The organism is Parafrankia sp. EUN1f (genome assembly GCF_000177675.1).
In the GTDB taxonomy this organism is placed as follows: domain Bacteria; phylum Actinomycetota; class Actinomycetes; order Frankiales; family Frankiaceae; genus Parafrankia.
Map to the genome: position 1 here is coordinate 17940 of NZ_ADGX01000008.1, position 26169 is coordinate 44108.

The following is a 26169-nucleotide window of genomic DNA, read 5'->3' on the forward strand; positions in this document are numbered from 1 at the left end:
CGGTAGAGCCTAGTGCTCATGCTGGCGTTCGGGGAGCCCGGACGGTTCCAGGAACAATCCAGAATCCCTTGTACGACAGACGATTGTCGGGGCCGGCGGGCGAGTGGTCAGCCAGCCCGCCCGCTGGCGGGCTCCGCGCCCGGCGGCTCCACCAGGTCGAGGGACGGGCCGCCCAGGTCGCGAGACGGGCTGCCGTCCACGAGCGCTCGCTGATCGGGCAGGCCGACGGACGTCGCCTCGGTTCCACCAGGCTTGTTCCGAGCGGCCGGAACCGAAAGTGGGCTTTTCGTGGCCACCGCCGCGGCACCCCGGTCGGGCTGTCCTTCCAACGCTGCCTGGGCCCCCGCCTGCAGCTGTGCTGCCCCTGCGGGCGCCTGAGCCACGAACGGCACCTGAACCGCCACCGGGACCTGAGCGCCGGACCGTACCCCGGCCCAGGCCGTGCGGGACACGGAGCGCAGCCGGGTCTGCACTTCCGGCCTGGTCATGAGGACCGAGAGCGCGACCAGGCCACCACCGATGACGCCATCCATCCAGTAGTGGTTCGCCGTGATCACGACAACGATGACGGTCAGTACCGGATGCAGGATCATCAACCAGCGCGCCCGGGCCCGCAGGATGGTGACCGTCCCCCACGCAACGATGATCGACCAGCCGACGTGCAGGCTCGGCATCGCGGCGTACTGGTTCGCCACCTTGTCGCCGGCCGAGTAGGGCGACGGGCCGAAGACCGCGCCGGTGTCGACGAGCGACACATGCGGCAGCACCTGCGGCAGGAAACGCGGCGGCGCCAGCGGGTACAGCATGTGGATCACCAGCGCGGCACCCGTCGAGGCGAGGATGACCATCCGCACCCGCGGCCACGCGTCCCGATGCCGGAGCATGACCCACAGCAGGAACGCGATAGAGGCCGGGAAGTGCACGCCGATGTAGAAACGGTTCGCCAGCTCCAGCAGCTCCGTCGAGTGCAGCGCGAGGCGTTGGAGCGCGGATTCGTCGGGCAGGTCGATGAGCCGTTCGAAGCTCCAGACGTCCCGGGCGTTGGCCAGCGCCTGCGGCTCTCGGCCGACGGCGAGCTGGCGGCCGAGCCGGTAGACCATGAACAACGCGGCCATGAGCAGCACCTGGCCGCTGTAGAACAGCGCCAAGGACGTTGCCCGACCCAGCCGGGTGGCGTGCAGCCAGGACGTCCGCAAGGTCACCGCCAGCGGCGGAACCGCCACCGGCCCGGTCGCGGACCGTCCCTGGTCACGCGAAGGAATCGGAATGCTCACCATGAGCCCTCCCGGCGCGTCTCACGCCCTTCCGACGACATGCCCTGTTAACCCTCCCGTTCCTACCGGCCGATCGGTAAGCAGAGCAAGGATCGAATCCCTGTGACGCCCCACTCATCCCACAACACAGCCGGGTACTGACACTCCGTCACCACCCCCGGCGGATCGCCCGATCAGGGTCACCGCGGTGACTCGCCGACTTGTCGCACCGGTCGGCAGTGAAGTGACAGTGAGATAAACCAACAGCGAACAACCCTCGGCTATTTCCACCACATGGGCGCGCTTGTCCCGTCGCTCTGTCAGGCGGGCGACACCGAACGGTCACCCCCGCGCAAGGCCTGCACGGTCGCCAGCGGCTGCCAACGTGCCACTCCGCGCCTTCCCTGGCAACAGGCACACCCCGGCGCAGCCACCGCCGCCCCATCCGAAGCCGCAAGAGACGTCGCCCTCACGGCCCACACCAACCGGGCCGATCGTGGTCTATATCACATAGGTTGCCAGCAGCGGGGACGCAGGAACATCCCTCGATCAACCCATACGCCCGGCGAAGCACGCAAAATTGATGAAGCGGACCTTCACGGCATGCGTCCCTTCCGACCTGCCGGTGGCCGCGAACCGTGTTACCCCGGAACTACCGCTCCGCCCGAACGGCCCAGGGCGCCACGTCCCAGGACGCCATGACCCCGGGAGGCCGCGACCGGCGGAGCCGCCGGGCGATGGTGGCGGGACGGCTGCTCCGGGCGTGCCACCTCGATCGCTGGCATCGCGCACCGAGGCCGAAGGGAGAAACATCATGTACGCATCGGTAGGCGACCGCTTCGTCGTCCACGGCCGGACGGTCGGGGACCCCGAGCGTCACGGCGTGATCATCGAGGTCCGCGGGACCGCCGGCGGGCCGCCGTTCATGGTCCGCTGGGACGACGGCCACGAGGGCCTTTTCTTCCCTGGCGCCGACTCGAACATCGAGCTGCGGCCGGCACGTGAGCATGTGACCGTCTGAAAGCTGGCCCCGGCGCCCCACGGCCCACTTCCCCCAGCACCCGCTCGTGCCTCTGGGGCGCCGGCGGCCCGCCACGCGCAGTCCGCCACGGGCTGGACGTCCACCCGCTCCCCGGGCGGCCCGGACGTCGGTTCAGCCAGATCAATCGCCCGATCGGGGCACCGGCCCCACCACCGCCACAGGCAATTGTGCCTGCCCGGACCAAACCACCACGGTGCGCGACAGAAACGACTACCTGTTGGCACGTACGGTCTGTCCGGGTCCCAGTTCAGCTCCGGTCCGGAATGATTGCCGTACGCCAGGGGTCGGCACCTGGATGTGATGTTCGCTATACACCATGGAAACCGTCTCGGGTGTTCCCCCACGGGGGTGCACCGAGCGCAACGCTGATCCCGGAGCAACTTGATGCCAAGTTCGTCAGTGCCGTCTGACAGGTCTTCCCGACCAGGCGGCACGGCCCGTTTCTGGTTCGGCGTCGGGCGGGTGGTCGGTAGCCGTACCGGCCTGGTCGCAGCCGTCACCGCGATCGTCACGGTGGCACTCGGACTTGGCCTGACCAGGCTGGAGTTCACCACCGGTCAGGAGAACTACCTCAACGCGGACTCGCAGGTCGCGAAGGACAACGTCGCCTATCAGGACCTCTTCGGCGGTCAGGCGATGATCACACTCTTCACGACGAAGCCCGACGCCGACCTGGTTGATCTCTTCACCGCCGCCAACGTCAAGAAGTTCCGGGATCTGTCGGCCACCCTGGAGAAGGACCCTCGCATCGAGAGCGTGATCACGCCGCTCACGGCGCTCCAGTTCACCGCGAATCTCGTGACCAGCTCGGACGGTCAGATCATCAACAGCGCGGCCGGGAAGATCCTGCTGGCGGCGCAGCAGCGTGATCCCGACCCGAAGTCCCAGGCAGTTCGGCTCGCCGACTCGCTGCGGACGCTGGAGCGGGCGAACGCGATTCCCGAGGATCAGCGCACGTTCGATGATCCGGCCTGGGTCGATTTCTTGCTGCATGACAACTCCGGGGGCATCCGCAAGTCACTGCAGTCGTTCTTCCCGACGGACAAGAACGCGCAGATGATCGTGCGGCTGACCGGAAACGCCTCGATCAAGGAGGAGGGCAAGGGCGCCACCACGGTCGAGAACGCCATGAACGGGCTGACCTTCGACAACGCCGACGTCATGACCACCGGCGCGGCGGTCCTGCTCCGTGACATCAACGACTACCTGCGCGGCGGCTTCCTCACTCTGGGTGGAATTTCGCTGCTCATCATGGCCGCGCTGCTGCTGGTCGCGTTCGCCGTCCGCTGGCGGCTGCTGCCCCTGGCGGTCGTGGGCATCGGGCTGGTGTGGGCCTTCGGGCTGGCCGGCTACCTGGACATCCCGCTCTCGGTGGTCACCATCGCCGGCATGCCGGTCCTGCTCGGCGTCGGCATCGACTTCGCCGTGCAGCTACACAGCCGGGTCCAGGAGGAAGCGCAGCTCGACCGGGCCCGGGAACCCGTCGCAGCGGCGCTGGGCCACCTCATGCCGGCGCTGGCGCTGGCCACCGTCGCCGGTGTCATCGCGTTCCTCGCGCTGGAGTTCAGCGAGGTCCCGATGATCCGTGACTTCGGCGTCCTGCTCGCCATCGGACTGCCGGTCATCGTCCTCGCGACCGTGCTGCTCAGCACCGCCTCGCTCGGCTTCCGGGAGCGCCGCTCCCCCACCGCGCCGAAGGACGCCTCACGCGGCGCGCTCGGCCACACTGTCGTCTGGCTCGGATCCCTGCCCCGGCTGGCGGCGATCCCGCTCGTCGTCATCGCCGCCGGCATCTTCGCCGGTGGGCTCGTCGTCGAAGGTGACCTCAAGGTCCAGACGGACCCGGAGAAGTGGGTCAACCAGAACTCCCAGGTCGTGCACGACATCCAGTACCTCAAGGCGCAGACCGGTTCCAGCAGCGAGCTGGGCATCTTCATCCAGTCGGACGACATCTTCGACGACAGGACCGTCAAGTTCGTCCACGACCTCGCCTACCAGCAGCTCGACGAGCACCCCAAGGAGCTGCTGACGGCGTCCAGCCTGGTGACCACGGTCAGCTTCCTCATGGAGGTGCCGAACACCACCCTGCTCGCGCCGACCGGCAAAGACATCCGGCTGGCGTATGACGTCACACCGGAACCGATCAGGAAGAGCACCGTCGACATCGACGGGAAGGCACTCAACCTGATCTTCCGCACCGGGCCGGGAGCGCTGGAGGAACGCGCCGTCGTCGTGAACGACATCCGGGACACGGTCACTCCCCCGGAGGGAATCCGCGCGACACCGTCGGGTCTCGCCGTCGTCGGCACCGGGCTGCTGGAGAACTTCGAGAAGAACCGCGTGGAGCTGACCTACTTCGCGTTGATCGGCGTTTTCATCATCCTGCTGCTGCGCCACCTGAACATCGTCCGCGCGGTGGTGTCGGTGGTTCCGGTGCTGATCGCGGTGGGTCTGACGGCCATCATCTCCCGGCTCGCGGGCTTCGAGCTCAGCCCGCTCACCGCGGTCGGCGGACCACTCGTGATCGCACTCTGCACCGAGTTCACCACGCTGATCGTCATGCGGCACATCGAAGAACGACAGCGTGGGCGGGACCCGCTGGCAGCCACCGAGGAGGCGGCGGCCCGGACCGGAGTCGCCTTCATGGTCTCGGCGCTCGCCGCCGTGATCGGAATCGTGGTCCTGGCGTTCAGCTCGCTGCCGCTGCTGCGCGACTTCGGCCTCGTGGTGGCCCTCAACGTCGGGGTGGCTCTGCTCTCGGCGCTGATCGTGCTGCCGCCGCTGCTGCTGTGGGCGGACGAACGCGGCTGGGTCTACCGCGGCCCGCAGCTGGTGCCCGCCGGCACCGGCTCCGCCGCGCCGCTGCCGGCCTCCGTGGTGCCGACAGCTCCCGCACCGGCCTCCGCGGCACCCGCCTCCACGGCACGGGCGTCCGCGGCGCCTGCGGCCGTGGTGCCGGCGGCCGCCGCACCGGCCGACGACGCGGTCGGCCCCAGTGCCGACCCCGGTGCCGGGGGCACGGTCGAGCCCGCCACCGGTGACACCGCCAAGCCCACGGCTGGTGGCACGGCCGAGAGCTGAGGCATTCGAGCGCTCGAAACAGTGCGATGGCTCGCTCCGCGTGACGCGGGACAACGTGCTATCCGGTGAAGACCCGGCCCGATGTGACGCGACCGGGCCGGGTCTTCGCGGTTCCTCACGCCTATGGCACGCTCAAAGCTCACACCGCCGTCTGCCAATGACGGTCGCAGAGCCGGCCGGCAGCGGAACGTGACACCGCCACAGAGGCTCGGCAGCCATCCGAGCGCAACGAGGAGAAGGCATGACTTTCGACTTCAAGGTCGCGGATCTCGCGCTGGCCGAGTTCGGCCGCAAGGAGATCCGGCTTGCCGAGCACGAGATGCCCGGGCTGATGGCTACCCGCGCGGAGTACGCCGCCAGCCAGCCCCTGAAGGGCGCCCGGATCATGGGTTCCCTGCACATGACCATCCAGACCGCCGTGCTGATCGAGACGCTGGTCGCGCTTGGCGCCGACGTCCGCTGGGTTTCCTGCAACATCTTCTCGACCCAGGACCACGCGGCCGCCGCGATTGTCGTCGGGCCGAACGGCACCAAGGACGACCCTCAGGGCGTGCCCGTCTTCGCCTGGAAGGGCGAGACGCTCGAGGAGTACTGGTGGTGCACCGACCAGGCGCTGGCCTGGCCGGATGGCGGCGGCCCGAACATGATCCTCGACGACGGCGGTGACGCGACCCTGCTCGTCCACAAGGGCGCCGAGTTCGAGCTGGCGGGCGCCGTGCCGGCGACCGACCCCGCGGACTCCGAGGAGTACGCGATCATCCTGGAGACGCTGCGCCGCACGATCGCGGAGAAGCCGGGTCGCTGGACCGCGACCGCCGCCTCGGTCAAGGGCGTCACCGAGGAGACCACGACCGGTGTGCACCGGCTGTACGAGATGGCGAAGGCGGGCACGCTGGCCTTCCCCGCGATCAACGTGAACGACTCGGTCACCAAGTCGAAGTTCGACAACAAGTACGGCTGCCGCCACTCCGTCATCGACGGCCTGAACCGGGCGACCGACGTGCTCATCGGCGGCAAGGTCGCGGTCGTCGCCGGCTACGGCGACGTCGGCAAGGGCTGCGCGGACGCACTGCGCGGCCAGGGCGCCCGCGTCATCGTCACCGAGATCGACCCGATCTGCGCCCTGCAGGCCGCGATGGACGGCTTCCAGGTCGCCACCCTCGAGGACGTCGTCTCGATCGCCGACATCTTCGTGACGACCACCGGAAACTTCAACATCATCATGGCCAGCCACATGGCCGCGATGAAGCACCAGGCGATCGTCTCCAACATCGGCCACTTCGACAACGAGATCGACATGGCCGGCCTGGCGAAGGTCGAAGGCATCGAGAAGGTCAACATCAAGCCGCAGGTCGACGAGTGGGTGTTCCCGGACGGGCACTCGATCATCGTGCTGGCCGAGGGCCGGCTGATGAACCTCGGCTGCGCGACCGGCCACCCGAGCTTCGTGATGTCGAACAGCTTCACCAACCAGGTGATCGCGCAGATCGAGCTGTTCACCAAGACCGACCAGTACCCGGTCGGGGTCTACATCCTGCCCAAGCACCTCGACGAGAAGGTCGCCCGTCTGCACCTGGACGCACTCGGCGTCAAGCTCACGACGCTGACCAAGCAGCAGGCGGACTACATCGGCGTTCCGGTGGAGGGCCCCTACAAGGCGGACCACTACCGCTACTGATCTTCCAGGTTCCACGACGAGGGCCGTCCCCGTTCCCGGGGGGCGGCCCTCGTCGCGTCACCCCACGTCAGGCCGCACAGTGTCAGGCTTCGCCGCCTCGGGCTTCACATCGTCCGGCTTCACAGCATCAGGCTTCGCGGGGTCAGACGTAGCGGCGGACGGGGCGGCAGACGGGGCCGTGCGGTACCGGCACACCGCCGTCCAGGTGATCTTCGAGTGTCGATGTGACGGTGCGTGCACCGACCGGGCGGTGGCGGCACTGCCAGCGGCCTGCGCGTCCAGCTCCGACGTGTCCAGCTCTGAGGCAAGGGTGTACCAGCCCGCGGGCAGGTAGGCCCCGGAACGCGCCACCTCCGCGGACTCGAAGCCGGCCGGAATCTCGTCGGGTACCAGCAGTTCGCGGGCCCCGGTGCCGCAGCCCACGTCGTTGGACGCGGCGACCCCCGCGCTCGGCTGGGCCCGGCCCGAGCCCGTCTCGCACAGGATGGCGGACCGCGGCGGCCAGAAGGAGGCCGTCTGCGCGTAGTACCCGGCGGCGAGTTCCACCGGTGCGCCGGCATCCGGCTCGTCACCCGGGGCGCTCACCGTGTACTCCCGCCCGCCGGGGCATTCGGCTGCCGGCGTGCCACCCGCCTGGGCCGCCGGCTGACCGGCCACCGCGAGCGCGCCCACGACGGTCAGAACAGCGGCGAGCCCCACCCTGCCGATCCGAATTGATCGCATGACTGTCACCGAGAACACCCCTTCCTGCACAGGGAGTCAGACAAACACGTCGGACGGACGTCGACGCCCAGCTGCCGGGCAACACACGCGCTGTCGTCTTGACGACACAAGCCCCATCACACCGTCACGCGGCTCCGCCGCCGGCACGCGCCGCGGAACCGCGCGACAACCATGACAATCTCCATAAATGCCGGAAATGGGATGTCGGTGCTCACTTACCGGCGGCATCCACCCCATGACATGAATGACCCAGATGCGGCGCGCCTGGAGCGTAGCGGTAGGAATCCCTCAGCGATGCAGGCCAGGCCGGGCAGGCGCCATGCGTGCCGGCAGACATCTGTGGAACAAGAGGAAAATGGCGACCACTCTCTACCCACCTGCGACCTACCGCCCGGTCCGGAACACCTCGGGCGCCATGACGCAGCCGACCCGCGGCCTGATTCCGCACGTCCAGGTCGGCAACGGATCGTTGTTCGGATGGTTCGACAACCCGGCCAGCGAGGTGAGCGCACATCTGTGGCTGGCGAAGACGGGCGAGTTCGAACAGTACGTCCCGTTCGACCGTCGGGCCTGGGCGCAGGCCGCGGGAAACTCGTTCTGGATCAGTGTCGAGTGCGAGGGGTACGACACCGAGGACTACACGCCGATCCAGATCACCCGGCTCGGTGAGTTCTTCGCGTGGGGAATCCGCGAATTCGGCTGGCGGGCTGAGATCACCGATTCGGTGAACGGCTACGGGCTCGGCACCCACCGCATGGGTGGCGCGGCTTGGGGAGCGCATTCCTGCCCCGGGGAGATCCGGGCCAACCGCAGAGGAGACATCCTGGCGGCCGCGCTGGGCCCCGCCACGCTGGCGGACCCCCGCCAGCGCTACGCGGGCATGCCGACCCTGCGGGAGAAGTCCCGCGGGCCCGAGGTCGTCACCCTCCAGAACGCACTGAACATCATCTTTGGTCACGAGGCGACCTCCGGCGACCCTTACCGGCTCGTCCCCGACGGGGTGTACGGCCCGCTGACGACCGCGCGGGTGGCGGCCGTGCAGCGTTATGCGACGCCATGGTTCGGACGCATTCCCGACGACGGCATCTGCGGCCCCAACACCTGGCGCAAGATCGGATATGTGCTCACAGGCATGAACCGGCAGGTTTAGCGCAGGCTCTGGGGCGACGAAAATCCGCTGTTCTTCGGACGGCCTGGGACCCCGGGGGCACAGCGGACTCCGGGGACACAGGCCGCTCAGGCCCGGCGCACGGCCTCCTTGAACGCGACGCGGGCACCGGTTCGGAGGACCGCGTTGTGGTAGATCCGGCCGGTGATCCGGATGAGCAGGCCGATCAGGGCCAAGGCCAGGAGCACGGACAGGACGAGCTGCCAGAGCGGCGCCACCCCGAGCGCGATACGCATCGGCATGAGCAGCGGAGAGAACAGCGGAACCAGGGAGAGGATCTCGACCAGGCCGTTGTCGGGATCACCGGGCAGAATCGAGACCCCGACCACCCAGGGGACGATGAGCGCCAGCACGATGGGGCTGGAGATTCCGCCGAGATCCTCCTGCCTGGACACCATCGCGCCGACCGCGGCGAACGGCAGCGCGTACAGGAAGAATCCGATCACGTACCAGGCCACGGACCAGATGACGGTACCGGTCGCCTCGCTGGATGGCAGCTCGAGCGCGCCGGTGGTCAGCGCGGCGATCAGCCCACCGCCGGCGATCACGACCATCTGGATCAGCGCCACCAGGCCGATACCCAGGACCTTGCCCGCCATGAGCGTCCACGGCCGGACCGTCGACAACAGCAGCTCCACGACCCGGCTCGACTTCTCCTCAACGACGCCCTGCGAGACCGCCGGTCCGAAGAGCATCAGGCCCATGTAGATCAGGAACGCCGATGCCAGCCCCAGGAAAAGCCGTTCGTCCTGGTCATCCGGGACGGGGTCGAGCTCCGCGACGTCCAGGCCGGCGGCAGCCACGGTCTCGTTGACCCGGGCCGGATCCCCGCCGAGCACGCTGATCTCGTTGTCGAGCACCTGTTGCCGGGCCAGCACCGCGAGCACCCCACGCAGGTCTTCGCTCAGCTCCTCCTTGACCGTGACCCGCAGACCGCTCGGAGCGGCGGTCACCAGCACGTCGAGATCACCGTCGGAGACCTCGCGCAGCCCGGTGGCCTCGTCGGGCACCTCACGGGTCGCGACGTCGACACCCAGGCCACCGGCGACGGCCTCAAGCGGATCGGCGAGCACGGACTCCGCCGCGATGAAACCGACCGACTTCGCCGACTCGTGCCCACCCAGCAGGCTGATCACCACCGAAGCGCCGACCAGCAGCACGAGGAACGCGGCCGTCGTGATCACGAAGACCTTCGAACGCAGCCGGATGGCCAGCTCCCGCCCGGCGACGAGGCGCACCACCACCCAGGCGGCCAGGGGAGGGAACCCGCCAGGCTCGGCCGCCTCCGCAGCCGCCAGTCCGGACGCCTGACCGGACGCCAGTCCGGACGCCGGGGCGGCCGGCGGGGCAGCCGGCGGCCCGGTCACCCAAGCCCCGCGGTCGTCCGGCGGCCTGCCACCCTGCGTCGGGAAGCTGGGGAGTTGTCCCGTGTCTCCGTCGGACCCGCCGTCGGCTCCGGTGCTCATACCGCCGTCTCCTCATCCGCCGCCCGCACGTCGTTGCCGGAGCTCGCCAGCCCGGCAGGCGCAGTCAGCCCGGCAGGACCCGACCGCCCAGCAGGGCTCGGGACGTCACCAGGCCCGGCGGCGCCGGCCCCGGGCACCACGTGCCCCAGGGCGGGTGGCACGGCGGCGGAGCCACCGGCCACGGCGGGGACGGTGGTCACCGAGCGGAACAGCTCCGCCAGCGTCGGCCGGCGGCGACGGAACTCGCGCACCGGCCCGGCGGCCAGCGCCCGCCGCAACAGATCCTGATCATCAGCTCCCGGGGCGAGATCGACGGTCGTCCGGTCGCCCTCGGTGTGGCGGACGGTGATTCCGGGCAGGTCGAGCGCCCACCCGGTGGGCGCGCCGGGCACCTCCACCACGATCTGCTCGGTCCCGGCCCTGCGCAGCTCATCCACCGTGCCGCAGGCGACCATACGGCCCGAGGCGACGATGCCGACCCGGTCACAGAGCCGCTCGACGAGCTCCAGCTGGTGGCTGGAGAACACCACGGGGACTCCGGCCGCGCTGCGTTCGCGCAGAACCTGGCTCATCACGTCGACCGCGACCGGGTCCAGGCCGGAGAACGGCTCGTCGAGCACGAGGACCTCCGGGTCGTGGACGAGCGCCGCGGCGAGCTGAACCCGCTGCTGGTTGCCGAGGCTGAGGTTCTGGACCTCGTCGTCGCGCCGTGCCGCCACACCGAGCCGCTCCAGCCACGCCTCGGCGCTGCGTCGGGCGGCCCCGGCCGGCATCCCGTGCAGCCGGGCCAGGTAGACGATCTGGTCCCGGACCTTCATCTTGGGGTAAAGACCCCGCTCTTCCGGCATGTAGCCGATCCGGCGGCGGACGGCGAGGTCGACCGGCCGACCGGCCCAGCGGACCTCACCGGCATCGGCCGCGAGGACCCCGAGCACGATCCGCATCGTCGTCGTCTTGCCAGCGCCGTTGCTGCCGACGAAACCGAAAAGCTCCCCGGCGCGCACGTCAAAGGTCATGCCGTCGAGTGCGGTCACCTCGCCGTAGCGTTTGCGAACACCGTCGATCTCCAGACGCCTGTTCGCCATCAGCCACCTCCGGATCGCCCCCGACGCGCGGTCGATGACATCGTAACGGCAGAAAGCGATGCCACTTTGATATCGAATCGCAGCTCGACCGGTCGTGCGCCGCAGGCGCGGATGGCCGCCGAGACAGCGTGGAACCGGGCCTATCCGCTCATTCATGCATTCACTGGCCCGAGCCGGGCAGTCGTTCGTGGAATCAGCCCGTGTTTCGTTTGACCGCGGCACCAGAACCGATCGAAACGCGGGGATGCCGGCTGCCTGCCACCGCTGGGCAAGCAGTGGGCGAGCGGCGGTGCGAAGATCTGAGGATTTTCGTCGCACTGGCCACCACGGCCCTCCGGCCTTGCTCGGCGGCAGCGGCAGCCGCAGCGCCCGCAACCCCCGCCGCGGGCCGCCCTGCCGTCAGGTGGCCGAGATCAGGTGGCCGAGATGAGGCCGGTTCCCAGCAGGAAGAGCAGCACGCTGCCGAGGGCGAGCCGGTAGATGATGAAGACGCTGTAGCTGTGCCGCGCGACGAACTTGAGCAGCCAGGAGATGGCGAAATAGGCGGTCACGAAACTCACCGCCGTCGCGGTGATGGTCATGGTCCAGCCGACACCGCTCGAGATGTTGGCCGACTCGGTGACGACCTGGAGCAGCGCCGCGGCGAAAAGCGCGGGGATGGAGAGGAAGAACGACAGCCGGGTCACCGTGACGCGGTCGATCCCGCGCAGCAGACCGGCCGACATCGTCGAGCCGGAACGCGAGATCCCGGGAATCAGTGCCATGCACTGCACGACCCCGATGACCAGGGTGTCCTTCCAGGTGACGTCGTCCTCGTGGCGCTTCTGGGTGGCGACGCGGTCGGCATAGGCCATGACCCCGCTCCACCCGACCAGCGCGAGGCTGACGAACCACAGACTTCGCAGGGTCGTCTCGATCTGGTCCTTGAACAGTAGCCCGACGATCCCGATCGGGATTGACCCGACGATCACGGCCACACCGAACCGGAAGTCCGGATGGTCCCGGTACGCCGGGCGCGTCGCCCCGCGGCCCAGGGCCGCGATGATGCGCCGGAAATCGCGCCGGAGATACAGCAGCGTGGCAAAGACCGCACCAACCTGGATGATCGCGGTGAAGGCGGTGATGTCCGGGCTGTCGATCTCGTAACCGAGCGCCTTCTCCATGATCGTCAGGTGACCGGTGCTGGAGATCGGGAGAAACTCGGTCAGCCCTTCGACCGCACCGAAGAAAACCGCTTCGACGATATTCATCCAAGTCCTTCCTCGGCACCCACCTCCGACCAGCGGACGGCAGAAGTGTATGCCGGGAAAGATCAGCTATTCGCACCGGGTCCGCCACCGACCGCTTCCACGGGCTGGTCTCGGCGGACGGCCAGGCCGACGACCAGCCACGACGACCAGCAGACGCCCGCGAGCAGCGACATCAGCGCGGACAGCGACCACCACAGCCGGCAGCGCCGCGGCCTGTCGCGCGGCCTGTGCCCACCTTCCGATCCCCACCCGCCGGAGGCCCTCCGCCGGCGCGGGCGCAGAATATACTTCTGCGCGGAACAGAAGAAAATTCCGCGCCTGTTCCATCCCGCATCCAAAGGACGGCGACGTGAGCGACACTACCGGAGTGGAATGGCACGATGTGCCGACGTCGGTTCGTGCCGCGGTCGACCGGGCACTGAACCGCCATCAGCGGGATGCGTTGAGTGAGGTCGAGCAGATCCTCAACGCCGCGCTGCGGGTCGCGGTCCGTGTTTCGCCCGCCGAGCCAAAAGTCGCCGACATCGTTGCCGAGGCCGGCACGTCCAACCAGACCTTCTACCGGTACTTCGCCGGTAAGAACGAGCTGATGCACGCCGTGCTCGAGCGGGGGATCATGCTCGTGAACTCCTATCTGCGCCACCAGATGGCGAAGCATTCCGAGCCGGTCGGCCAGCTGACCGCCTGGGTCGAAGGCATGATCGCGCAGATCACCCGGCCGACCGTGGCCCAGCAGGGCACCACGGTGAACCGGCTGCTCGCCCGCGCCGGCGAGTCCGCTCCAGGGCGCGCCGCCCTGGACGGGCAGCTCGGCGACCTGCTCATCGCTCCGCTGACCGCGGCCGGCCGCCCACGGCCGGACCTCGACGCCCGGGTGATCCAGGACGCGGTGCTCGGCGCCATGCAACGCCATGTGGAGCCCGGCACGATCCCCGACGAGGACGAGCAGCGCCACCTCGTCGACTTCTGCGTCGCGGTCATCGAACGCCCACCGGCAGGCCGCGGCGAGTGATGCCCGGCCAGGGCGGTTCCACTGGCGCTGGCCCCGGCCGTTGGCGGGGCCAGCGCCGGTTAGAGCCGGTCAGCCCTGGTCAGCCCTGGCCGTTGCCTGCGATGCGGAGAACCGTTTTTCCGATCGCATGACCGTCGGCCACGTAGCGCAGAGCGGCGGCGCTCTCCTCGAAGGCGAAGGTCGCGCCGATGTGCGGACTGACCTTGCCGGCGGCGAAGAGCTCCATGAGCTCCCGCTCGTTACGCCGCAGCTCATCCGGGGCGTGGGTGCCGAGATCACGCAGCTGCATCCCGGTGACCTGGATTCCCTTGAGCAGCACCAGGTTGAGCGGAATCCGCGGAATCGTGCCCGCGGCGAAGCCAACCGTGACGAACCGGCCGCGCCACCGCAGGCAACGCAGCGCCGGCTCGGCCAGATCGCCTCCGACCGGGTCGATCACGACGTCGGCCCCGTCGGGAAGCGTCTTCTTCAGCGCCGCACGCAGGTCCGTCGAACGATGATCGATGAGGTTGGTGGCTCCGTTGGCCGCGGCGACCTCCAGCTTCCGCGCCGAGGACGCCACCGCCGTCACGGTCGCTCCCAGCGCCACGCCGAGCTGCACCGCGGCCAGCCCCACGCCACCACCGGCGCCGAGCACGACGAGCTGCTCGCCAGGCGCCAGGGCGGCCGCCGACCGGAGCATGTGGTACGAGGTGCGGTGCGCGACCCCGAAGGCGGCGGCGACGTCGTCGGAGATCCCGTCCGGGGTGCGGGTGACACCCTCGGCGCGGCCGAGGGCCACCTCGCCGAACCCGCCGACGATGCCGGAACCGAAGACGCGGTCACCGACAGCCAGGCCGGTGACCCCCTCCCCGACCGTTTCGACCACCCCGGCGAACTCACTTCCCGGCACGAACGGCGGCGGCACCTTGATCTGGTACTCGCCGGCGACCAGCAACACGTCGGAGAAGTTGACGGCTGCCGAGTGCACCCGCACGGCGACCTGGCCCGCTTCGGGAACCGGGGTCGGGAACTCCTCGACCCGGACGACATCCGGCGGGCCGTACTCACGGCAGACAGCGGCCCGCATCTCAGCGGCCCCAGCCCCGGCCCCGGCCGCGGGCGACGACGGGGGCGGAGGCGACGACGGGGGCAGCTGGGACGCAGGTGATGCAGGTGAAGGCCTCCGGCAAGGTCAGCGTCCCTTCCACTGGGGCTCACGCTTCTCGATGAACGCCATCGCGCCCTCCTTGGCGTCCTCGCTGGCGAAGACGGCCGGTGAGAGCTGCGCCATCCGCTCCTGACCACGGGCGGAATCGGCCGCGGCGGCCCGGACGATCTCCTTCGTCGCCGCGACGGCCAGCGGACCGTTGGCGGCGACGCGCCCCGCGAGCGCGAGCGCCGCCTCGAGCACCTGTGCCGGCTCGACCACCGTGTTGACGAGCCCGAGCTGCTGCGCGCGGGCCGCGTCGAACAGGTCCCCGGTGAGGGTCAGCTCGAGCGCGAGCGCCAACGGCAGCCGGCTGCCGATCGCGACGGCACCGCCACCGGCGGCCAGCAGCCCCCGCTTCACCTCGGGCAGGCCGAACTTCGCCGCGGACGAGGCCACGACCAGGTCACAGGAGAGCAGCAGCTCGAAGCCGCCACCGACCGCGGTGCCGTTCGCCGCGCCGATGAGGGGGACCGTCACCTCCCCCTTCGTCAGCCGCCCGTAGGCCTCGAGGCCCTTCTTGTCCTCCTCCGAGCCGCCCCCGTAGCTGGCGCCCTTGGTGAAGGCCTTGAGGTCCATGCCCACGCAGAACGCCCGGTCGCCGGTGGCGGTGAGGATCGCCGCCCGGATCTCGGGATCGGACTCGGCCTCGATGATCGCCAGGCCGATCGCGCTCAGGAGCGAGGGGGTCAGCGCGTTGCGCGCCTCCGGGCGGTTGAGCCGGATGACCAGGGTGGCGCCGACGCGCTCCAGCAGGATTTCGGAAGTGTCGCTCATGACCGGTAGTCTGTCGTCTCGGCCAGGTCCGCCGCCTCTTTCATCGCGCCCAGCACGACAGGCCCGAACGACTGCAGCTTGACGTCGTCACCCGCCCGCTGGAAGCCCTGCTCCAGCACGATGGCGATCTTGAACTTGGCGAGGATCAGGTAGTAGTCGAAGTCGTCGACCTGCCGGCCGGAAACCTCCGCGTAGTGCGCGAGAAGCTGCGACCTCGTCGGCATGGCGTAGAGATCCGCGTAGCCCTTGCCGGTCAGCTCGCGTGAGCTGGTGTCCTCCGGCCAGCTCTGCAGCATCCAGGCCAGGTCGAGTTTGGGGTCGCCGACCGTCCCCATCTCCCAGTCGACGATCGCGGCCAGCTTTGCCGGCGCGCCGTGCCGGAACATGACGTTCGCGAACTGGTAGTCGCCGTGCATGAGCCCGGGGACGAAGTCGATCGGCCGGTGGGTGCGCAGCCAGTTCGCGGCGACGTCGAAGCCGGGCAGCTCCCGCTTCTTGATCCGCTCCAGGAAGGCCGTCCAGCGGTCGACCTGCCGCTCGTGGAAACCGTCGGGCCGGCCGAGGTCGTGCAGGCCCCGGGCCTGCCAGTCCACCTTCGACAGCAGCGCGATGCCCTCGGCGAGCTGGTAGGACAGGCCCTTGCGGGCTTCCAGGTCGGAGGCGAACGGCTCCGGCCAGGCACCGCGGGTGTCCATCGGCGACCAGCCGTCGACGAAGCCCATCAGGTAGAAGGTGCGACCGAGAACCGCGGGGTCGTCGCACATGCCGAGTGCCTCGGTGTGCGGGACGTCCGTCCCGTCGAGGGCCTCGATGATGCGCCACTCCCGCAGGATGCCGGCGTCGCGGCTGGCGGGCGCCGTCGCCGGCGGGATCCGCAGCGCGCCGTGCAGCTCACCGCGCCGGATCTCGTAGATCTCGTTCTGGGTGCCACCGGAGACGTACCGGGCCTCGATCGGCTCGCCCTTGCCGGGCAGGCCGGTCTCGTCGAGCCAGGTCGCAAGGCGGTCGATGTCGATCACAGGTTCCCCACTTCGTGGTCCAGGAACTCGGCGTACTTCTCCTTGGCCGCGGCGAGGCGCTTCGGCAGGTGCTGCGTGGGCCAGATGTCGTCGCTGGGCTTGTAGTCCCGCAGGACCTGCTTGGCGACGGTGACCTTGTGCACCTCGGTCGGCCCGTCGGCGAGGCCCATGACGTACGAGCCCATCACCATCTGGTGGAACGGCATCTCGTTGCTGGCGCCCAGCGCGCCGTGGACCTGCAGCGAACGCGACGCGATGTCGTGCAGGACCGCCGGCATCACGACCTTCACGGCGGCGATGTCCTTGCGGACCTTGCGGTAGTCGTTGTGCTTGTCGATCGCCCACGCGGTGTGGATCACGAGCAGCCGGAACTGCTTGAGCTGGGCGTACGAGTCGGCGATGAAGCCCTGGACGAACTGCTTGTCGGCCAGCAGGCTGCCCTGGGTGCGCCGGCTCAGCGCCCGCTCGCACATCATGTCCAGCGCCTTCTGCGCCAGGCCGATCGTGCGCATGGCGTGATGGATCCGACCGCCGCCGAGGCGGGTCTGGGCGATCGCGAACGCCTGGCCCTCGCCACCGAGCAGCGCGTCGTCGGGAACCCGCACGTTCTCGTAGTGGATGAGGGCATGATGCCCCTCGCCCAGCGGCTCGCCCGGCAGCCCGACGTTGCGGACGATGTTGATGCCCGGTGTGTCCGTCGGGATCAGGAACATCGACATGCCCCGGTACGCGCCCGCGTCGGGGTTGGTGACCACCATGACGATGACGAACCGCGCCGTGCTGGCGTTCGAGGAGAAGAACTTCCAGCCGTTGATGACCCAGCCGTCACCGTCCTTCTCCGCCCGGCAGGTGAACTGGGTCGGGTCCGAACCGGCCTGCGGCTCGGTCATCGAGTAGGACGAGAAGCACTCACCGTCCAGCAGGGGCTGCAGGTACTGCTTCTTCTGCGCCTCCGTGCCGTAGTGCGCGATGATCTCGGCGTTGCCGGTGTCCGGCGCCTGGCAGCCGAAGATGAGCGGCGCCCAGCTGGAGCGGCCCAGGATCTCGTTGAGCAGCGACAGCTTCAGCTGCCCATGCCCCTGACCGCCCAGCGCGGGGCCGAGATGCGTGGCCCACAGCCCACGCTCCCTGACCTGCGCGCGCAGTGGATCAATGACCCGCCTGAGGTTCTCATCCGGCGGGACGAACTGCATGTTCGGCCAGGCGAGATCCAGCGGCTCGACCTCCTCGCGGACGAACTCGTCCGCCCAGTCGAGCTGGGCCTGGTACTCGGGCTCCGTCTCGAAATCCCACGCCATCGTCGGCACTCCTCTCGGCGGGCCTCAGAATAGCGTTCTGCCAGCACAGAACACAACTTCCATGCTCCTGGAACTAGGATCCTCGGCGGCCGTCCCGCCAGCCTGTCAGCCGGCCGGCGAGCCGGGCCCCGAACACGCGAAAGGGGCCGCCGGGTGACCGGCGACCCCTCCCGTACTCGCTGCCTCAGGCGCTCTGCGCCTGCTTCTCGGCGAAGAGGCGCGCCCACTCCTTGCGGGAGCGGATGGCGGTGTCGACGTCCGTGGCGATGGCGCGCCGGGCGCCGACGGTGGCCCGCTCACGGGGGATCTCGGCGAACGGGTCCCAGTTGAAGAACCGGCAGGCGTTCTCCCAGGTGATCTTGTTGATCTCCTCGTCGTTCGCCCCGGCCTGCTCGAGCTCGTTGAGGACGAACTCGGGTGCGTCCGGCCAGATCGAGTCGGAGTGCGGGTAGTCGCACTCCCAGGCGATGTTGTCGATGCCGATCTCGCGGCGCAGCTTCAGCGAGGTCGGGTCGGTGACGTAGCAGGCCAGCGAGTGCTCGCGGAACACCTCGCTGGGCAGCCGGCCGCCGAAGTCGCGGCGCAGCCACTTCTGGTTGGTGTAGTGCCGGTCGCAGCGGTCCAGGTAGAAGGGGATCCAGCCGATGCCGCCCTCGGAGAACGCGAACTTCAGGTTCGGGTAGTTGCGCATCGCCGGGCCCCACAGCAGGTCCTGCACCGCCAGCGACGAGATCTGGCACGCCAGGATGATCAGGTTGTCGATCGGGCCGTCGGGCGCCAGCTTCAGCGCGCCGAAACCGGTGCCGATGTGCAGGCACATCACCAGGCCGGTGTCCGACAGCGCCTCGAACACCGGCGCCCAGAACTCCAGGTTGTGGTAGCTGGGCAGGCCTTCGAGGTGCGGCAGCTCCGGCATCGTGACGGCGCGGCAGCCCTTGGCGGCGACCCGGCGGATCTCGTTCACCATCAGCTGCGGGTCCCAGGTGGGCAGCAGCGCGAGCGGGATGAACCGGCCCGGGTAGGTGCCGGCCCACTCGTCGATGTGCCAGTTGTTGTACGCCTGGATCATGGTGACGGTGGTGTCGGTCTTGTAGTGGTTGAGGTGCCCGGCCGAGAACCCCGCGAAGGTCGGGAAGCACATCGAGGCCAGGATGCCGTTGCGGTCCATGTCCCGCACCCGGTCATGGATGTCGTACACACCCGGGCGCATCTCCGCGAACCCGGCCGGGTCCTTGCCCCACTCCTCGGCGGGCCAGGAGACGACCGCGTTCAGGCCGCTGACACCGGTGACCCGGCCCTGGTAGATCCACTGGTCGACGCCCTTGTCGTTGCGAACGACATGCGGCGCCTGGTCCGCCAGCTTCGCCGGAACGTGGTTCTTGAACATGTCGGGCGGCTCGACCACGTGGTCGTCGATGCTCACCAGGATCATGTCGTCGATGTTCATGGGCCTCCTCGACCTCCCGTACGGGAGTGTGCTCCCGACCACACCATTACTTCTACGCTCTCCGCTTCTGACCGTCTCCGCACAGTCGGCCAGGAAACACGCGAAACCGGCCAGCACCAGCACAAACCCTGCGCCTCGTAGCCGCGTTGCGTCGATGCGTCATGCCAGCCCGGCGCGACGGGGAGCCGACCGATTCCCGTGCCGATCCCCGTCCGGCCGGCCGGCCAGGTCGCCATCCATCTCCAACAGTGACCCACCGTGCGCGCGGGCGCCATCGATCAGGCGCCGTAAAGGCATCGTCGAGGCGCCGTGCGCCGCGCCCACCACGTGAAGAACGTCGCACGGTGGTGGCCTGGGTCCGGGACGTAACCAGGGTGCTTTTCTCCGATGATCCCGACACCGCGTCAGGGATCGGCATCCACGCAGAGGCGGGCTGATGAGCAGGAAGATGTACAGCGCGCAGGAGATCAAGGAATTCATCGAGGAGTTCCGGGCCAACGGGGGCCGACCTGCGGGCCTCTTCGAGGGCGCCACGCTGCTGCTGCTGGACAGCGGCCCCGAGCCGGACGGGTCACCGCACGTGTGCCCGCTGAACTTCTACCCCGACAAGGGCCGCTACTACGTCTTCGCCGCCAACGACGGCGCCGACGAGGATCCCCGCTGGCTGGGCCAGCTGCGGGCCAACCCCGCCGCCACCATCGAGGTCGACGGCAAGGTCCTGCAGGTGACCGCCGTCGAGCTGCACGGCGGCGAGCGCAGCTCGATCTACGCGCGCCAGGCCGCCCGCAACCCGCAGTTCGAGCACTTCCAGAATCTGACGTCCCGGGTCATACCGGTCGTCGCGCTCGTCCCCACCAAGGGCGCCTGACCGGACGGCGGCTCCGCCCAGCTCCACGCGAGAACCAGCTCCACGCGAGAACCAGCTCCACTCCGGAACCGGCTCCACACCGAATCCGGTGCCCCGTCAGCTTCGGCGGGGCACCGCACCTGGACGCGACGTCGACAGCACATGCGTGTCGCACGACACATGCACTGTGCACAGCACCTGCTCCCTGCGCTAGTCATGCATAGTGCACATCTGCGCACAAGCATCGCGCCCATCGGTCAAGGTCACACGAACGGAGCCGGTCCCGGCGGAGAACGGCATCCGGGTGTGCCTGGCGATCTGTGCCGGCAGCGCGGCCCTGGCCGCGCTCGTGGAGCTCGCCATCCCGAGGCTGCAAGCCCCCGTCCCGGCCGCCACCCCGGCTTCCGCCCCGGCGGCGGCTCCAGTGGCTGCGCCTGCTCCGATCACCCGTTAAGCGGCGCATTGAATCGCCTGTGAAGCGGCACATTGATAGGAAGGCGGCACACCTGCGGGTGGCCTGTCTGTCAGCCGAAGGAGGAGACGGGAATTGAGTGAACGGGAGATCGCCCAGCTCGAACACGAGCTTGTGCTCCTGACGCGTCACCCATCCATGGGAGCGTTCGCCGGTGGCTGGGACCCGGGCAGCCAACAGCTGGAGCGCAGTGCATATCTCCTGATGGGCCGGCTCGAGAGCGCGGGCCCCCAGTCCATCGGGCAGCTGGCCGAGACCTTCCGGCTCAACGCCTCCACCGTGAACCGGCAGACCGCGGCCATGCTGCGCGCCGGGCTCGTCGAGCGCATCCTCGACCCCGCCGGTGGCATGGCGCGAATGTTCCGGCTCACCCCGTACGGCAGGGAGCGGCTGGACCAGCACCGCTCGTGGTCGGTACGCGGCCTGGAGCGCGTCCTCACCGACTGGGACCCCACCGAGATCAGCGAACTCGTCCGGTCGTTGAGCCGCCTCAACCGCAGCATCCAGCACCGGATCGAGAACCCGATGCCCGAGAAAGTGAACGCGGCGAGGTAAGCAGGCGGGCAGCACCGGCCACGCTCAGGCCCGGTGCGGCCGGACCACCCGGCGGCGCAGATCCTCATCCCAGCGGGGAAGGATCTACGTTCGCGCGCCAGAGGGCATTTCAGGTGCTGGAATCCACCAACCGTGGCCGGCTGCGCGCCCTCCACACCTCAGAGTGCGGGCGAGGCAAGAGAGGGATCCGCCCCGCTGGCGACCCTGCGTAGTGGCTGGCTGCCGCCGCCGCCGCCGTACCAGTCCAGACAGAAGACTGTCGCGTCGTCGGCCAGGTCGTTCTTCGTGGCCCGCAGGACCCTGCTGGTGAGATCTTGGACGAGCTCCCTTGGATGCAGGTCCCGTGTCTCAACGAGCGCGGCGGGCAGATCGACTCGTGCGGCGTTGCGTTCCATCATGCCGTCGGTGACCAACAGCAGCCGGTCTCCGGGAACGAGCAGAAAACCGTGGATGCTGTAACGCCCATCCTCGAACATGCCAAACGGAGGATCCGCCGGGAAGGAAAGCACCTGTACATGACCTTCCCGCAGCAGATAGAACGGCACATGCCCCGCGTTCACCACCGCGGCGGCACCGGAGAGCAGATCGACCTGCAGCAACAGGCCGGTGACGAACTGGTCGGAGCTGATCTGCGCGGCCATCATCGTGTTCGCACGTGTGACCTGCTCGGCGAGATCTCCACCTCGGCGACGGACGTTACGCAGGCTGCTGACCAGAAGGGTCGCCAGCAGCGCCGCGGTCAACCCATGCCCCATCGCATCGGTCAGTGACACATCCAGCCGGGAACGCTCGAAGCTGTAGTCAAAGGTGTCGCCCGCCACCGCCCCAGCGGGCTCCAGCCAGCCTGCCACTGTCACCTGGGCGCCCTCACAGGTGAACGACTCCGGTAGCAGCCGACGCTGAATCTCCGCGGCCAAGCCCAGCGGGACGGAACGCTGACCCCACTCGAACAGATCCGTATAGCGCCGACTGGTTATCACAATGTAGGCCAGCGCATGCCCGACGGTAGCCACGGCATCGATTGCATCGGCGGAGGAGCCTGCGGGCAGCCGAGCCTCCAGCACCCCGATCGCCTCACCCCGGGCCGTGACGGGAACCCATACGTGCGTACTGGACTCACAATGATCAACCTGTACCCGTTGAGTTCGCATCACCCGCCCCTCAACAGTGCCCTCCACCGGCACCCGCTCCGTCGTGTCGTCGTCCGCATGTCGACGCCTCTGGGCCAACCGTGCCAGGTAACCGCCCGCATAGTCCGCGATCAGAAAGGAGACCTCCAGCGCGCCGATCGTCCGGGCCAGCTCACCGGCCACCGCCTGCACAACATCGGCAGGAGCAGCACGCTCTACCGCTGTCAGCAGCTCCCGCAAGTCGATCGACCCGGACAGCAACACACCCCCTATGATATCCACCACCGAGGATTTTGGCCCGCCCGACCACGCCGACCCCCGGAACGGCACGCATCAACCTGGAAGTGATATCTCTGTCGCTTTCCGTATTTCGGTGCAGAAATAGACAAGAAAATCATTTCCTGTAATGGACGAGGATACTTCCACTATTTCCGTCAGTCGCACCGGTCACCAGCAGTGGTTGGTGAGCCGCCGGGCCTATTTGGTTCCGGGGCGGATTCGTTCAGGGCGGAGGAAGCGCACCTTCCTCGTGGTCGAGTTCGTTTTCGAGGTGGCGGAGGGAGATGTCGGAAAGCTGCCCGGAGTCCCGCCAGAGCTGAAGCTCGTCACGCTCGGCCTCAATCATCGCCCGTCGGACGCGGCCAAACGTGTCTGTCGGGCTCTCGGGGAGAATCTGCTCGTCGGAAGGGGCGTTCAACGCCTTCAGGCTGTCCTCGCTGCGTTGTTTCCGGTCCTCCGCGGCTCTGCTGAGCCGCTCGACGAGAACGTCGGGAATCGGCTCGTGCGCCTGCAGGGACCTGAGCGTTCGCAGGCCGGCCTCGGCCGCCGCGGCCCGGGCCCGGGCGCGCTGGCGCCGGCCCTCGTCGGCGTCGGGCCGCACTCCCAGCCGCCGTAGCAGCGGCCCGAAGGTCAGGCCCTGCCCGACGAGGGTGAGCAGGACGGTGCTGTAGGCGCAGAACAGCAGCAGGTCGCGGTGTGGGAATGCGACGGCGTCGGTGGACAGCGGCAGCGCGAACACGGCGGCGAGCGAGATCACGCCCCGCATACCGGACCAGGAAAGTGCCACGAGCTCACGGCCGGACAGGTGAGGGTGCGGAGAGAGGAATCGAAGCCGCGTCGGCAGCAGGGCGGGGAGCAGCAGCCAGAACACTCGGGTCAGGAGCACCCCGCCGATCGTCACCGCGGCGGCGGCCAGAACAGTGCCCACGGAATAGTCCGCGATGGCGGGAACGACGGCGACGAACTGCTGGCCGATGAGGAGGAATACGAATCCTTCGAGCAGGAGGTCCACCAGGCGCCAAACCGCGAGGGCGTGCAGCCGGGCAGCGCCGGAGAGCAGTTGCCGGGACTGGTGGCCCAGGACGAGCCCAGCGGTGGCGACGGCGAGGACACCGGAGGCGTGCATGGCCTCGGCCGGCAGGTAGGCAGCGAAAGGGGTCGCCAGGGAGACCGCGGTCTCGGCGACCGGCTCCTCGATCCGGCGCCGCAGCTGCCCGATGAGCCAGGCGACGGCGATCCCCCCGACGAAACCGCCAAACACAGCGGCCAGGAACCGTCCGATGACGAACGGGACGTCGAACGGGACGTCGAACGGACCGTTGACGACCGCGGCGACCGCCACCGTGTACAAGGTCAGCGCCGTCGCGTCGTTGAGCAGGCTTTCGCCCTCGATGACGGTGCGCAGCCTGTCCGGCAGGCCGACGCGTCGTCCGATGGACAGAGCCGACACGGCGTCCGGGGGCGCCAGCGCCGCGCCAAGGGCGCAGGCTGCGGCGAATGGCAGACCCGGTACCACCGCCACCAGCAGGCCGCCGACGACGAGCGTGGTAGCAACGACGAGCAGGACGGACAGCGAGATCACCGCCCGCCGATTCGCCCGGATCTCCAGCAGGCTCGCGCCCAGCGCGGCGGAGAACAGCAACGGCGGGATGACCAGCACCAGGATGATGTCGGGTTCAAGCCGCAGGTCCGGGCCGGGCAGCAGCGTGTAGACGGCGCTGGCGCCGACAAGGAGCACCGGGGCTGGGAGACCGAACCGGCGCGCGGCCAAGGCCGCCCCCACCACGAGGGCCATCGCGAGCAGGCCGAACGCTATCCCGTCGAGCATGCTTCACGTTTGATCGGACACGGATGCACACGCGGGCAGGAGACGGCGGCTCGGTCAGTAGTCAGGCTGGCGGCCCTCCAGAAGCCAGGTCTCGATGTCACTCACCCGCCACAGATCAAAATACGGCGCCGAATGAACCGGCCTGGGAAAATCCGCCCGGAGACACAGCCGCCTGGCCCGTTCCGCCGAAATAGCCAACCGGTGGGCGATGCCCGCGGTCGTCAACAGATCATTACCCACCATACCGCCATGCTACGCGAGAACTCTCCCAAGCCGTGGATGCGTCGCCCCGGGCTTCCACGGCGCCGAAGCGATCCCGGGCCACTGCGTCGGCTTCGCGGATGTCTTTCCCGGTGTCTTCCCATCAGTATGGTCGACGAGGCGGAGGTGGGGTTACCGTGTAACCTGCCAGCTGGCGGGCCCGAATATGCCCTCGCCGAAATCGGTGGCAAATTCCATCAACCGCCCGCCCGCGACACGAGGAGAGTGATGCTGGGCATCAGGGGGCTCCTCGGCGCCGTCGCGGACACCATGACATGTCCACTGAGACCGGACGACTACTGGGCGATAATTAATCCGCTATGGTCACGGCGCGAGCTGTCCGGGCGTGTCGCGAAGATTATCCCGGAGACGTCCGACACCTCGACGGTCGTTGTCCGGCCCGGGCGGGGCTGGCGAGGGGGCCTGGCGGGTCAGCACGTCAGTGTCGGCGTGAGCATCGAGTGCGTGTGGCATCGGCGGACCTTCTCACTGTCGTCTCCGCCCGGCCGCCCGGATGGCCTCATCGCCCTCACGGTGAAAGCCAGGCCGGATGGTCTGGTGTCCCGGCATATCGTGCACGGGCTTCGCCCGGGCCAGATCCTTCGGCTCGGGCACCCTTCGGGACGGTTCGTGCTGCCAGACGCGCCGCCGGCCCGCCTGCTCTTCGTGACCGCCGGCAGCGGGATCACTCCGGTGATGTCGATGCTCCGGCACCTCGCCGAGGGCGGGGCGATGCCCGACGTCTTCCTCGCGCATTCTGCGCGGAACGCGTCGGAGGTCATCTTCGGTGCGGAACTTCGCCGGATGGCGGCCCGCTTCCCAACGATGAGCCTGTATGAGCACCACACCCGCCCGACCGACGGCCGGCCCGTGGCGCGGCTGACGATGGCCGGGCTTTCCGCGATCTGCACCGACCTCCCGGAGCGGCTGGCCTGGGTGTGCGGGCCACGCGGGATGATCGACGATGCCGAGTCGTACTGGCGGGAGTCCGGCATCGGCGATCGACTGGTCACGGAGAGATTCCATCCGGTGACATTCCCCGGCGGGCAGGGAGGGCGGGTGCGCTTCGCCCGGAGCAGTCGGGAGACGACCGTGAGCGGGGATACCTCATTGCTGATCGCGGGTGAGGACGCGGGCGTCATCATGCCCAGCGGCTGCCGGATGGGTGTCTGCCACAGCTGTCTCGCTCCGCTTGTCAGGGGCCAGGTCCGCAATCTGCGCACCGGCGAGGAGCACGGCATTCCGGGCGATCTCATCCCGACCTGTGTGTCCGCTCCGGCCCGCGACGTCGACATCGATCTGTGAGGAG

Annotated in this window: 20 protein-coding genes; 8 read left to right on the forward strand and 12 right to left on the reverse strand. The window is 68.8% G+C overall.

The features are described 5' to 3' along the window. Positions 1–107: 107 nt before the first annotated feature. Positions 108–1277 carry a phosphatase PAP2 family protein gene (locus tag FREUN1FDRAFT_RS03475; RefSeq protein WP_006538556.1) on the reverse strand — a complete coding sequence of 390 codons (1170 nt, stop codon included), beginning with the start codon at positions 1275–1277 and terminating at the stop codon, positions 108–110. Positions 1278–2067: 790 nt separating this feature from the next. On the opposite strand from FREUN1FDRAFT_RS03475, the gene FREUN1FDRAFT_RS03480 reads away from it, so the two are divergent. The 3 genes from FREUN1FDRAFT_RS03480 to ahcY all read left to right on the forward strand — a co-directional run bounded on the left by FREUN1FDRAFT_RS03480 (position 2068) and on the right by ahcY (position 7054). Beyond that, on the forward strand, positions 2068–2274 hold the full coding sequence (locus tag FREUN1FDRAFT_RS03480) for a DUF1918 domain-containing protein (RefSeq protein ID WP_006538557.1): 207 nt from the start codon (positions 2068–2070) through the stop codon (positions 2272–2274). 405 nt (positions 2275–2679) lie between these two features. After that, positions 2680–5376: an RND family transporter gene (locus tag FREUN1FDRAFT_RS03485; protein ID WP_006538558.1), complete on the forward strand. Its 2697-nt coding sequence runs from the start codon at positions 2680–2682 to the stop codon at positions 5374–5376. A gap of 241 nt (positions 5377–5617) precedes the next feature. After that, entirely contained in the window at positions 5618–7054 is a 1437-nt protein-coding gene (ahcY, locus tag FREUN1FDRAFT_RS03490) for an adenosylhomocysteinase (RefSeq protein ID WP_006538559.1), read from the forward strand. Between the two features lie 57 nt (positions 7055–7111). On the opposite strand, the gene FREUN1FDRAFT_RS03495 is transcribed toward ahcY, so the two are convergent. Beyond that, positions 7112–7777, reverse strand: a complete 666-nt coding sequence (locus tag FREUN1FDRAFT_RS03495; RefSeq protein ID WP_035949548.1) for a hypothetical protein — start codon at positions 7775–7777, stop codon at positions 7112–7114. A gap of 355 nt (positions 7778–8132) precedes the next feature. Between FREUN1FDRAFT_RS03495 and FREUN1FDRAFT_RS03500 the strand changes: the two genes are divergently transcribed. Next, positions 8133–8927, forward strand: a complete 795-nt coding sequence (locus FREUN1FDRAFT_RS03500; protein WP_035949407.1) for an N-acetylmuramoyl-L-alanine amidase — start codon at positions 8133–8135, stop codon at positions 8925–8927. Between the two features lie 86 nt (positions 8928–9013). Here FREUN1FDRAFT_RS03500 and FREUN1FDRAFT_RS03505 read toward each other — a convergent pair whose 3' ends face one another. The 3 genes from FREUN1FDRAFT_RS03505 to FREUN1FDRAFT_RS03515 all read right to left on the reverse strand — a co-directional run bounded on the left by FREUN1FDRAFT_RS03505 (position 9014) and on the right by FREUN1FDRAFT_RS03515 (position 12746). After that, complete coding sequence (locus FREUN1FDRAFT_RS03505) at positions 9014–10411, reverse strand: ABC transporter permease (RefSeq protein ID WP_006538562.1); 1398 nt, start codon at positions 10409–10411, stop codon at positions 9014–9016. After that, on the reverse strand, positions 10408–11496 hold the full coding sequence (locus FREUN1FDRAFT_RS03510) for an ABC transporter ATP-binding protein (protein WP_006538563.1): 1089 nt from the start codon (positions 11494–11496) through the stop codon (positions 10408–10410). Before FREUN1FDRAFT_RS03510 ends, FREUN1FDRAFT_RS03505 begins: the two co-directional genes overlap by 4 nt. A gap of 413 nt (positions 11497–11909) precedes the next feature. Next, on the reverse strand, positions 11910–12746 hold the full coding sequence (locus FREUN1FDRAFT_RS03515; RefSeq protein ID WP_006538564.1) for an undecaprenyl-diphosphate phosphatase: 837 nt from the start codon (positions 12744–12746) through the stop codon (positions 11910–11912). Positions 12747–13095: 349 nt separating this feature from the next. On the opposite strand from FREUN1FDRAFT_RS03515, the gene FREUN1FDRAFT_RS03520 reads away from it, so the two are divergent. Beyond that, positions 13096–13758: a TetR/AcrR family transcriptional regulator gene (locus tag FREUN1FDRAFT_RS03520; RefSeq protein WP_006538565.1), complete on the forward strand. Its 663-nt coding sequence runs from the start codon at positions 13096–13098 to the stop codon at positions 13756–13758. A gap of 79 nt (positions 13759–13837) precedes the next feature. Here FREUN1FDRAFT_RS03520 and FREUN1FDRAFT_RS03525 read toward each other — a convergent pair whose 3' ends face one another. The 5 genes from FREUN1FDRAFT_RS03525 to FREUN1FDRAFT_RS03545 all read right to left on the reverse strand — a co-directional run bounded on the left by FREUN1FDRAFT_RS03525 (position 13838) and on the right by FREUN1FDRAFT_RS03545 (position 19488). After that, positions 13838–14827 (reverse strand): NADPH:quinone oxidoreductase family protein, encoded by a 990-nt coding sequence (locus tag FREUN1FDRAFT_RS03525; protein WP_006538566.1) that lies wholly within the window; start codon positions 14825–14827, stop codon positions 13838–13840. A 105-nt stretch (positions 14828–14932) separates the two neighbouring features. Continuing rightward, on the reverse strand, positions 14933–15724 hold the full coding sequence (locus FREUN1FDRAFT_RS03530) for an enoyl-CoA hydratase-related protein (RefSeq protein WP_006538567.1): 792 nt from the start codon (positions 15722–15724) through the stop codon (positions 14933–14935). Continuing rightward, on the reverse strand, positions 15721–16743 hold the full coding sequence (locus tag FREUN1FDRAFT_RS03535; protein WP_006538568.1) for a phosphotransferase family protein: 1023 nt from the start codon (positions 16741–16743) through the stop codon (positions 15721–15723). Before FREUN1FDRAFT_RS03535 ends, FREUN1FDRAFT_RS03530 begins: the two co-directional genes overlap by 4 nt. Then, positions 16740–18041 (reverse strand): acyl-CoA dehydrogenase family protein, encoded by a 1302-nt coding sequence (locus tag FREUN1FDRAFT_RS03540; RefSeq protein ID WP_006538569.1) that lies wholly within the window; start codon positions 18039–18041, stop codon positions 16740–16742. Before FREUN1FDRAFT_RS03540 ends, FREUN1FDRAFT_RS03535 begins: the two co-directional genes overlap by 4 nt. Before the next feature lie 184 nt (positions 18042–18225). After that, positions 18226–19488: an amidohydrolase family protein gene (locus FREUN1FDRAFT_RS03545; protein WP_006538570.1), complete on the reverse strand. Its 1263-nt coding sequence runs from the start codon at positions 19486–19488 to the stop codon at positions 18226–18228. Positions 19489–19924: 436 nt separating this feature from the next. On the opposite strand from FREUN1FDRAFT_RS03545, the gene FREUN1FDRAFT_RS03550 reads away from it, so the two are divergent. Both FREUN1FDRAFT_RS03550 and FREUN1FDRAFT_RS03560 read left to right on the forward strand, forming a co-directional pair. Beyond that, positions 19925–20356, forward strand: coding sequence for a nitroreductase/quinone reductase family protein (locus tag FREUN1FDRAFT_RS03550; protein WP_006538571.1), 432 nt, complete (start codon positions 19925–19927; stop codon positions 20354–20356). 526 nt (positions 20357–20882) lie between these two features. Beyond that, positions 20883–21362 (forward strand): MarR family winged helix-turn-helix transcriptional regulator, encoded by a 480-nt coding sequence (locus tag FREUN1FDRAFT_RS03560; protein ID WP_006538572.1) that lies wholly within the window; start codon positions 20883–20885, stop codon positions 21360–21362. 158 nt (positions 21363–21520) lie between these two features. On the opposite strand, the gene FREUN1FDRAFT_RS03565 is transcribed toward FREUN1FDRAFT_RS03560, so the two are convergent. Both FREUN1FDRAFT_RS03565 and FREUN1FDRAFT_RS03570 read right to left on the reverse strand, forming a co-directional pair. Beyond that, a complete protein-coding gene (locus FREUN1FDRAFT_RS03565; RefSeq protein WP_006538573.1) occupies positions 21521–22753 on the reverse strand; it encodes a PP2C family protein-serine/threonine phosphatase in 1233 nt (410 codons plus the stop codon). 241 nt (positions 22754–22994) lie between these two features. Further along, entirely contained in the window at positions 22995–24599 is a 1605-nt protein-coding gene (locus FREUN1FDRAFT_RS03570) for a Na+/H+ antiporter (protein WP_006538574.1), read from the reverse strand. A gap of 489 nt (positions 24600–25088) precedes the next feature. Here FREUN1FDRAFT_RS03570 and FREUN1FDRAFT_RS03580 point away from each other — a divergent pair, with 489 nt between their 5' ends. Then, complete coding sequence (locus tag FREUN1FDRAFT_RS03580; RefSeq protein ID WP_006538576.1) at positions 25089–26165, forward strand: ferredoxin reductase; 1077 nt, start codon at positions 25089–25091, stop codon at positions 26163–26165. Positions 26166–26169: the final 4 nt, after the last annotated feature.

Coding starts and splice junctions, on each gene's coding strand:
- FREUN1FDRAFT_RS03475 (WP_006538556.1), bottom strand. CDS start 1,277: ATGGTGAGCATTCCGATTCCTTCGCGTGACCAGGGACGGTCCGCGACC.
- FREUN1FDRAFT_RS03480 (WP_006538557.1), top strand. CDS start 2,068: ATGTACGCATCGGTAGGCGACCGCTTCGTCGTCCACGGCCGGACGGTC.
- FREUN1FDRAFT_RS03485 (WP_006538558.1), top strand. CDS start 2,680: ATGCCAAGTTCGTCAGTGCCGTCTGACAGGTCTTCCCGACCAGGCGGC.
- ahcY (WP_006538559.1), top strand. CDS start 5,618: ATGACTTTCGACTTCAAGGTCGCGGATCTCGCGCTGGCCGAGTTCGGC.
- FREUN1FDRAFT_RS03495 (WP_035949548.1), bottom strand. CDS start 7,777: ATGCGATCAATTCGGATCGGCAGGGTGGGGCTCGCCGCTGTTCTGACC.
- FREUN1FDRAFT_RS03500 (WP_035949407.1), top strand. CDS start 8,133: ATGGCGACCACTCTCTACCCACCTGCGACCTACCGCCCGGTCCGGAAC.
- FREUN1FDRAFT_RS03505 (WP_006538562.1), bottom strand. CDS start 10,411: ATGAGCACCGGAGCCGACGGCGGGTCCGACGGAGACACGGGACAACTC.
- FREUN1FDRAFT_RS03510 (WP_006538563.1), bottom strand. CDS start 11,496: ATGGCGAACAGGCGTCTGGAGATCGACGGTGTTCGCAAACGCTACGGC.
- FREUN1FDRAFT_RS03515 (WP_006538564.1), bottom strand. CDS start 12,746: ATGAATATCGTCGAAGCGGTTTTCTTCGGTGCGGTCGAAGGGCTGACC.
- FREUN1FDRAFT_RS03525 (WP_006538566.1), bottom strand. CDS start 14,827: ATGCGGGCCGCTGTCTGCCGTGAGTACGGCCCGCCGGATGTCGTCCGG.
- FREUN1FDRAFT_RS03530 (WP_006538567.1), bottom strand. CDS start 15,724: ATGAGCGACACTTCCGAAATCCTGCTGGAGCGCGTCGGCGCCACCCTG.
- FREUN1FDRAFT_RS03540 (WP_006538569.1), bottom strand. CDS start 18,041: ATGGCGTGGGATTTCGAGACGGAGCCCGAGTACCAGGCCCAGCTCGAC.
- FREUN1FDRAFT_RS03545 (WP_006538570.1), bottom strand. CDS start 19,488: ATGAACATCGACGACATGATCCTGGTGAGCATCGACGACCACGTGGTC.
- FREUN1FDRAFT_RS03550 (WP_006538571.1), top strand. CDS start 19,925: ATGAGCAGGAAGATGTACAGCGCGCAGGAGATCAAGGAATTCATCGAG.
- FREUN1FDRAFT_RS03570 (WP_006538574.1), bottom strand. CDS start 24,599: ATGCTCGACGGGATAGCGTTCGGCCTGCTCGCGATGGCCCTCGTGGTG.
- FREUN1FDRAFT_RS03580 (WP_006538576.1), top strand. CDS start 25,089: ATGCTGGGCATCAGGGGGCTCCTCGGCGCCGTCGCGGACACCATGACA.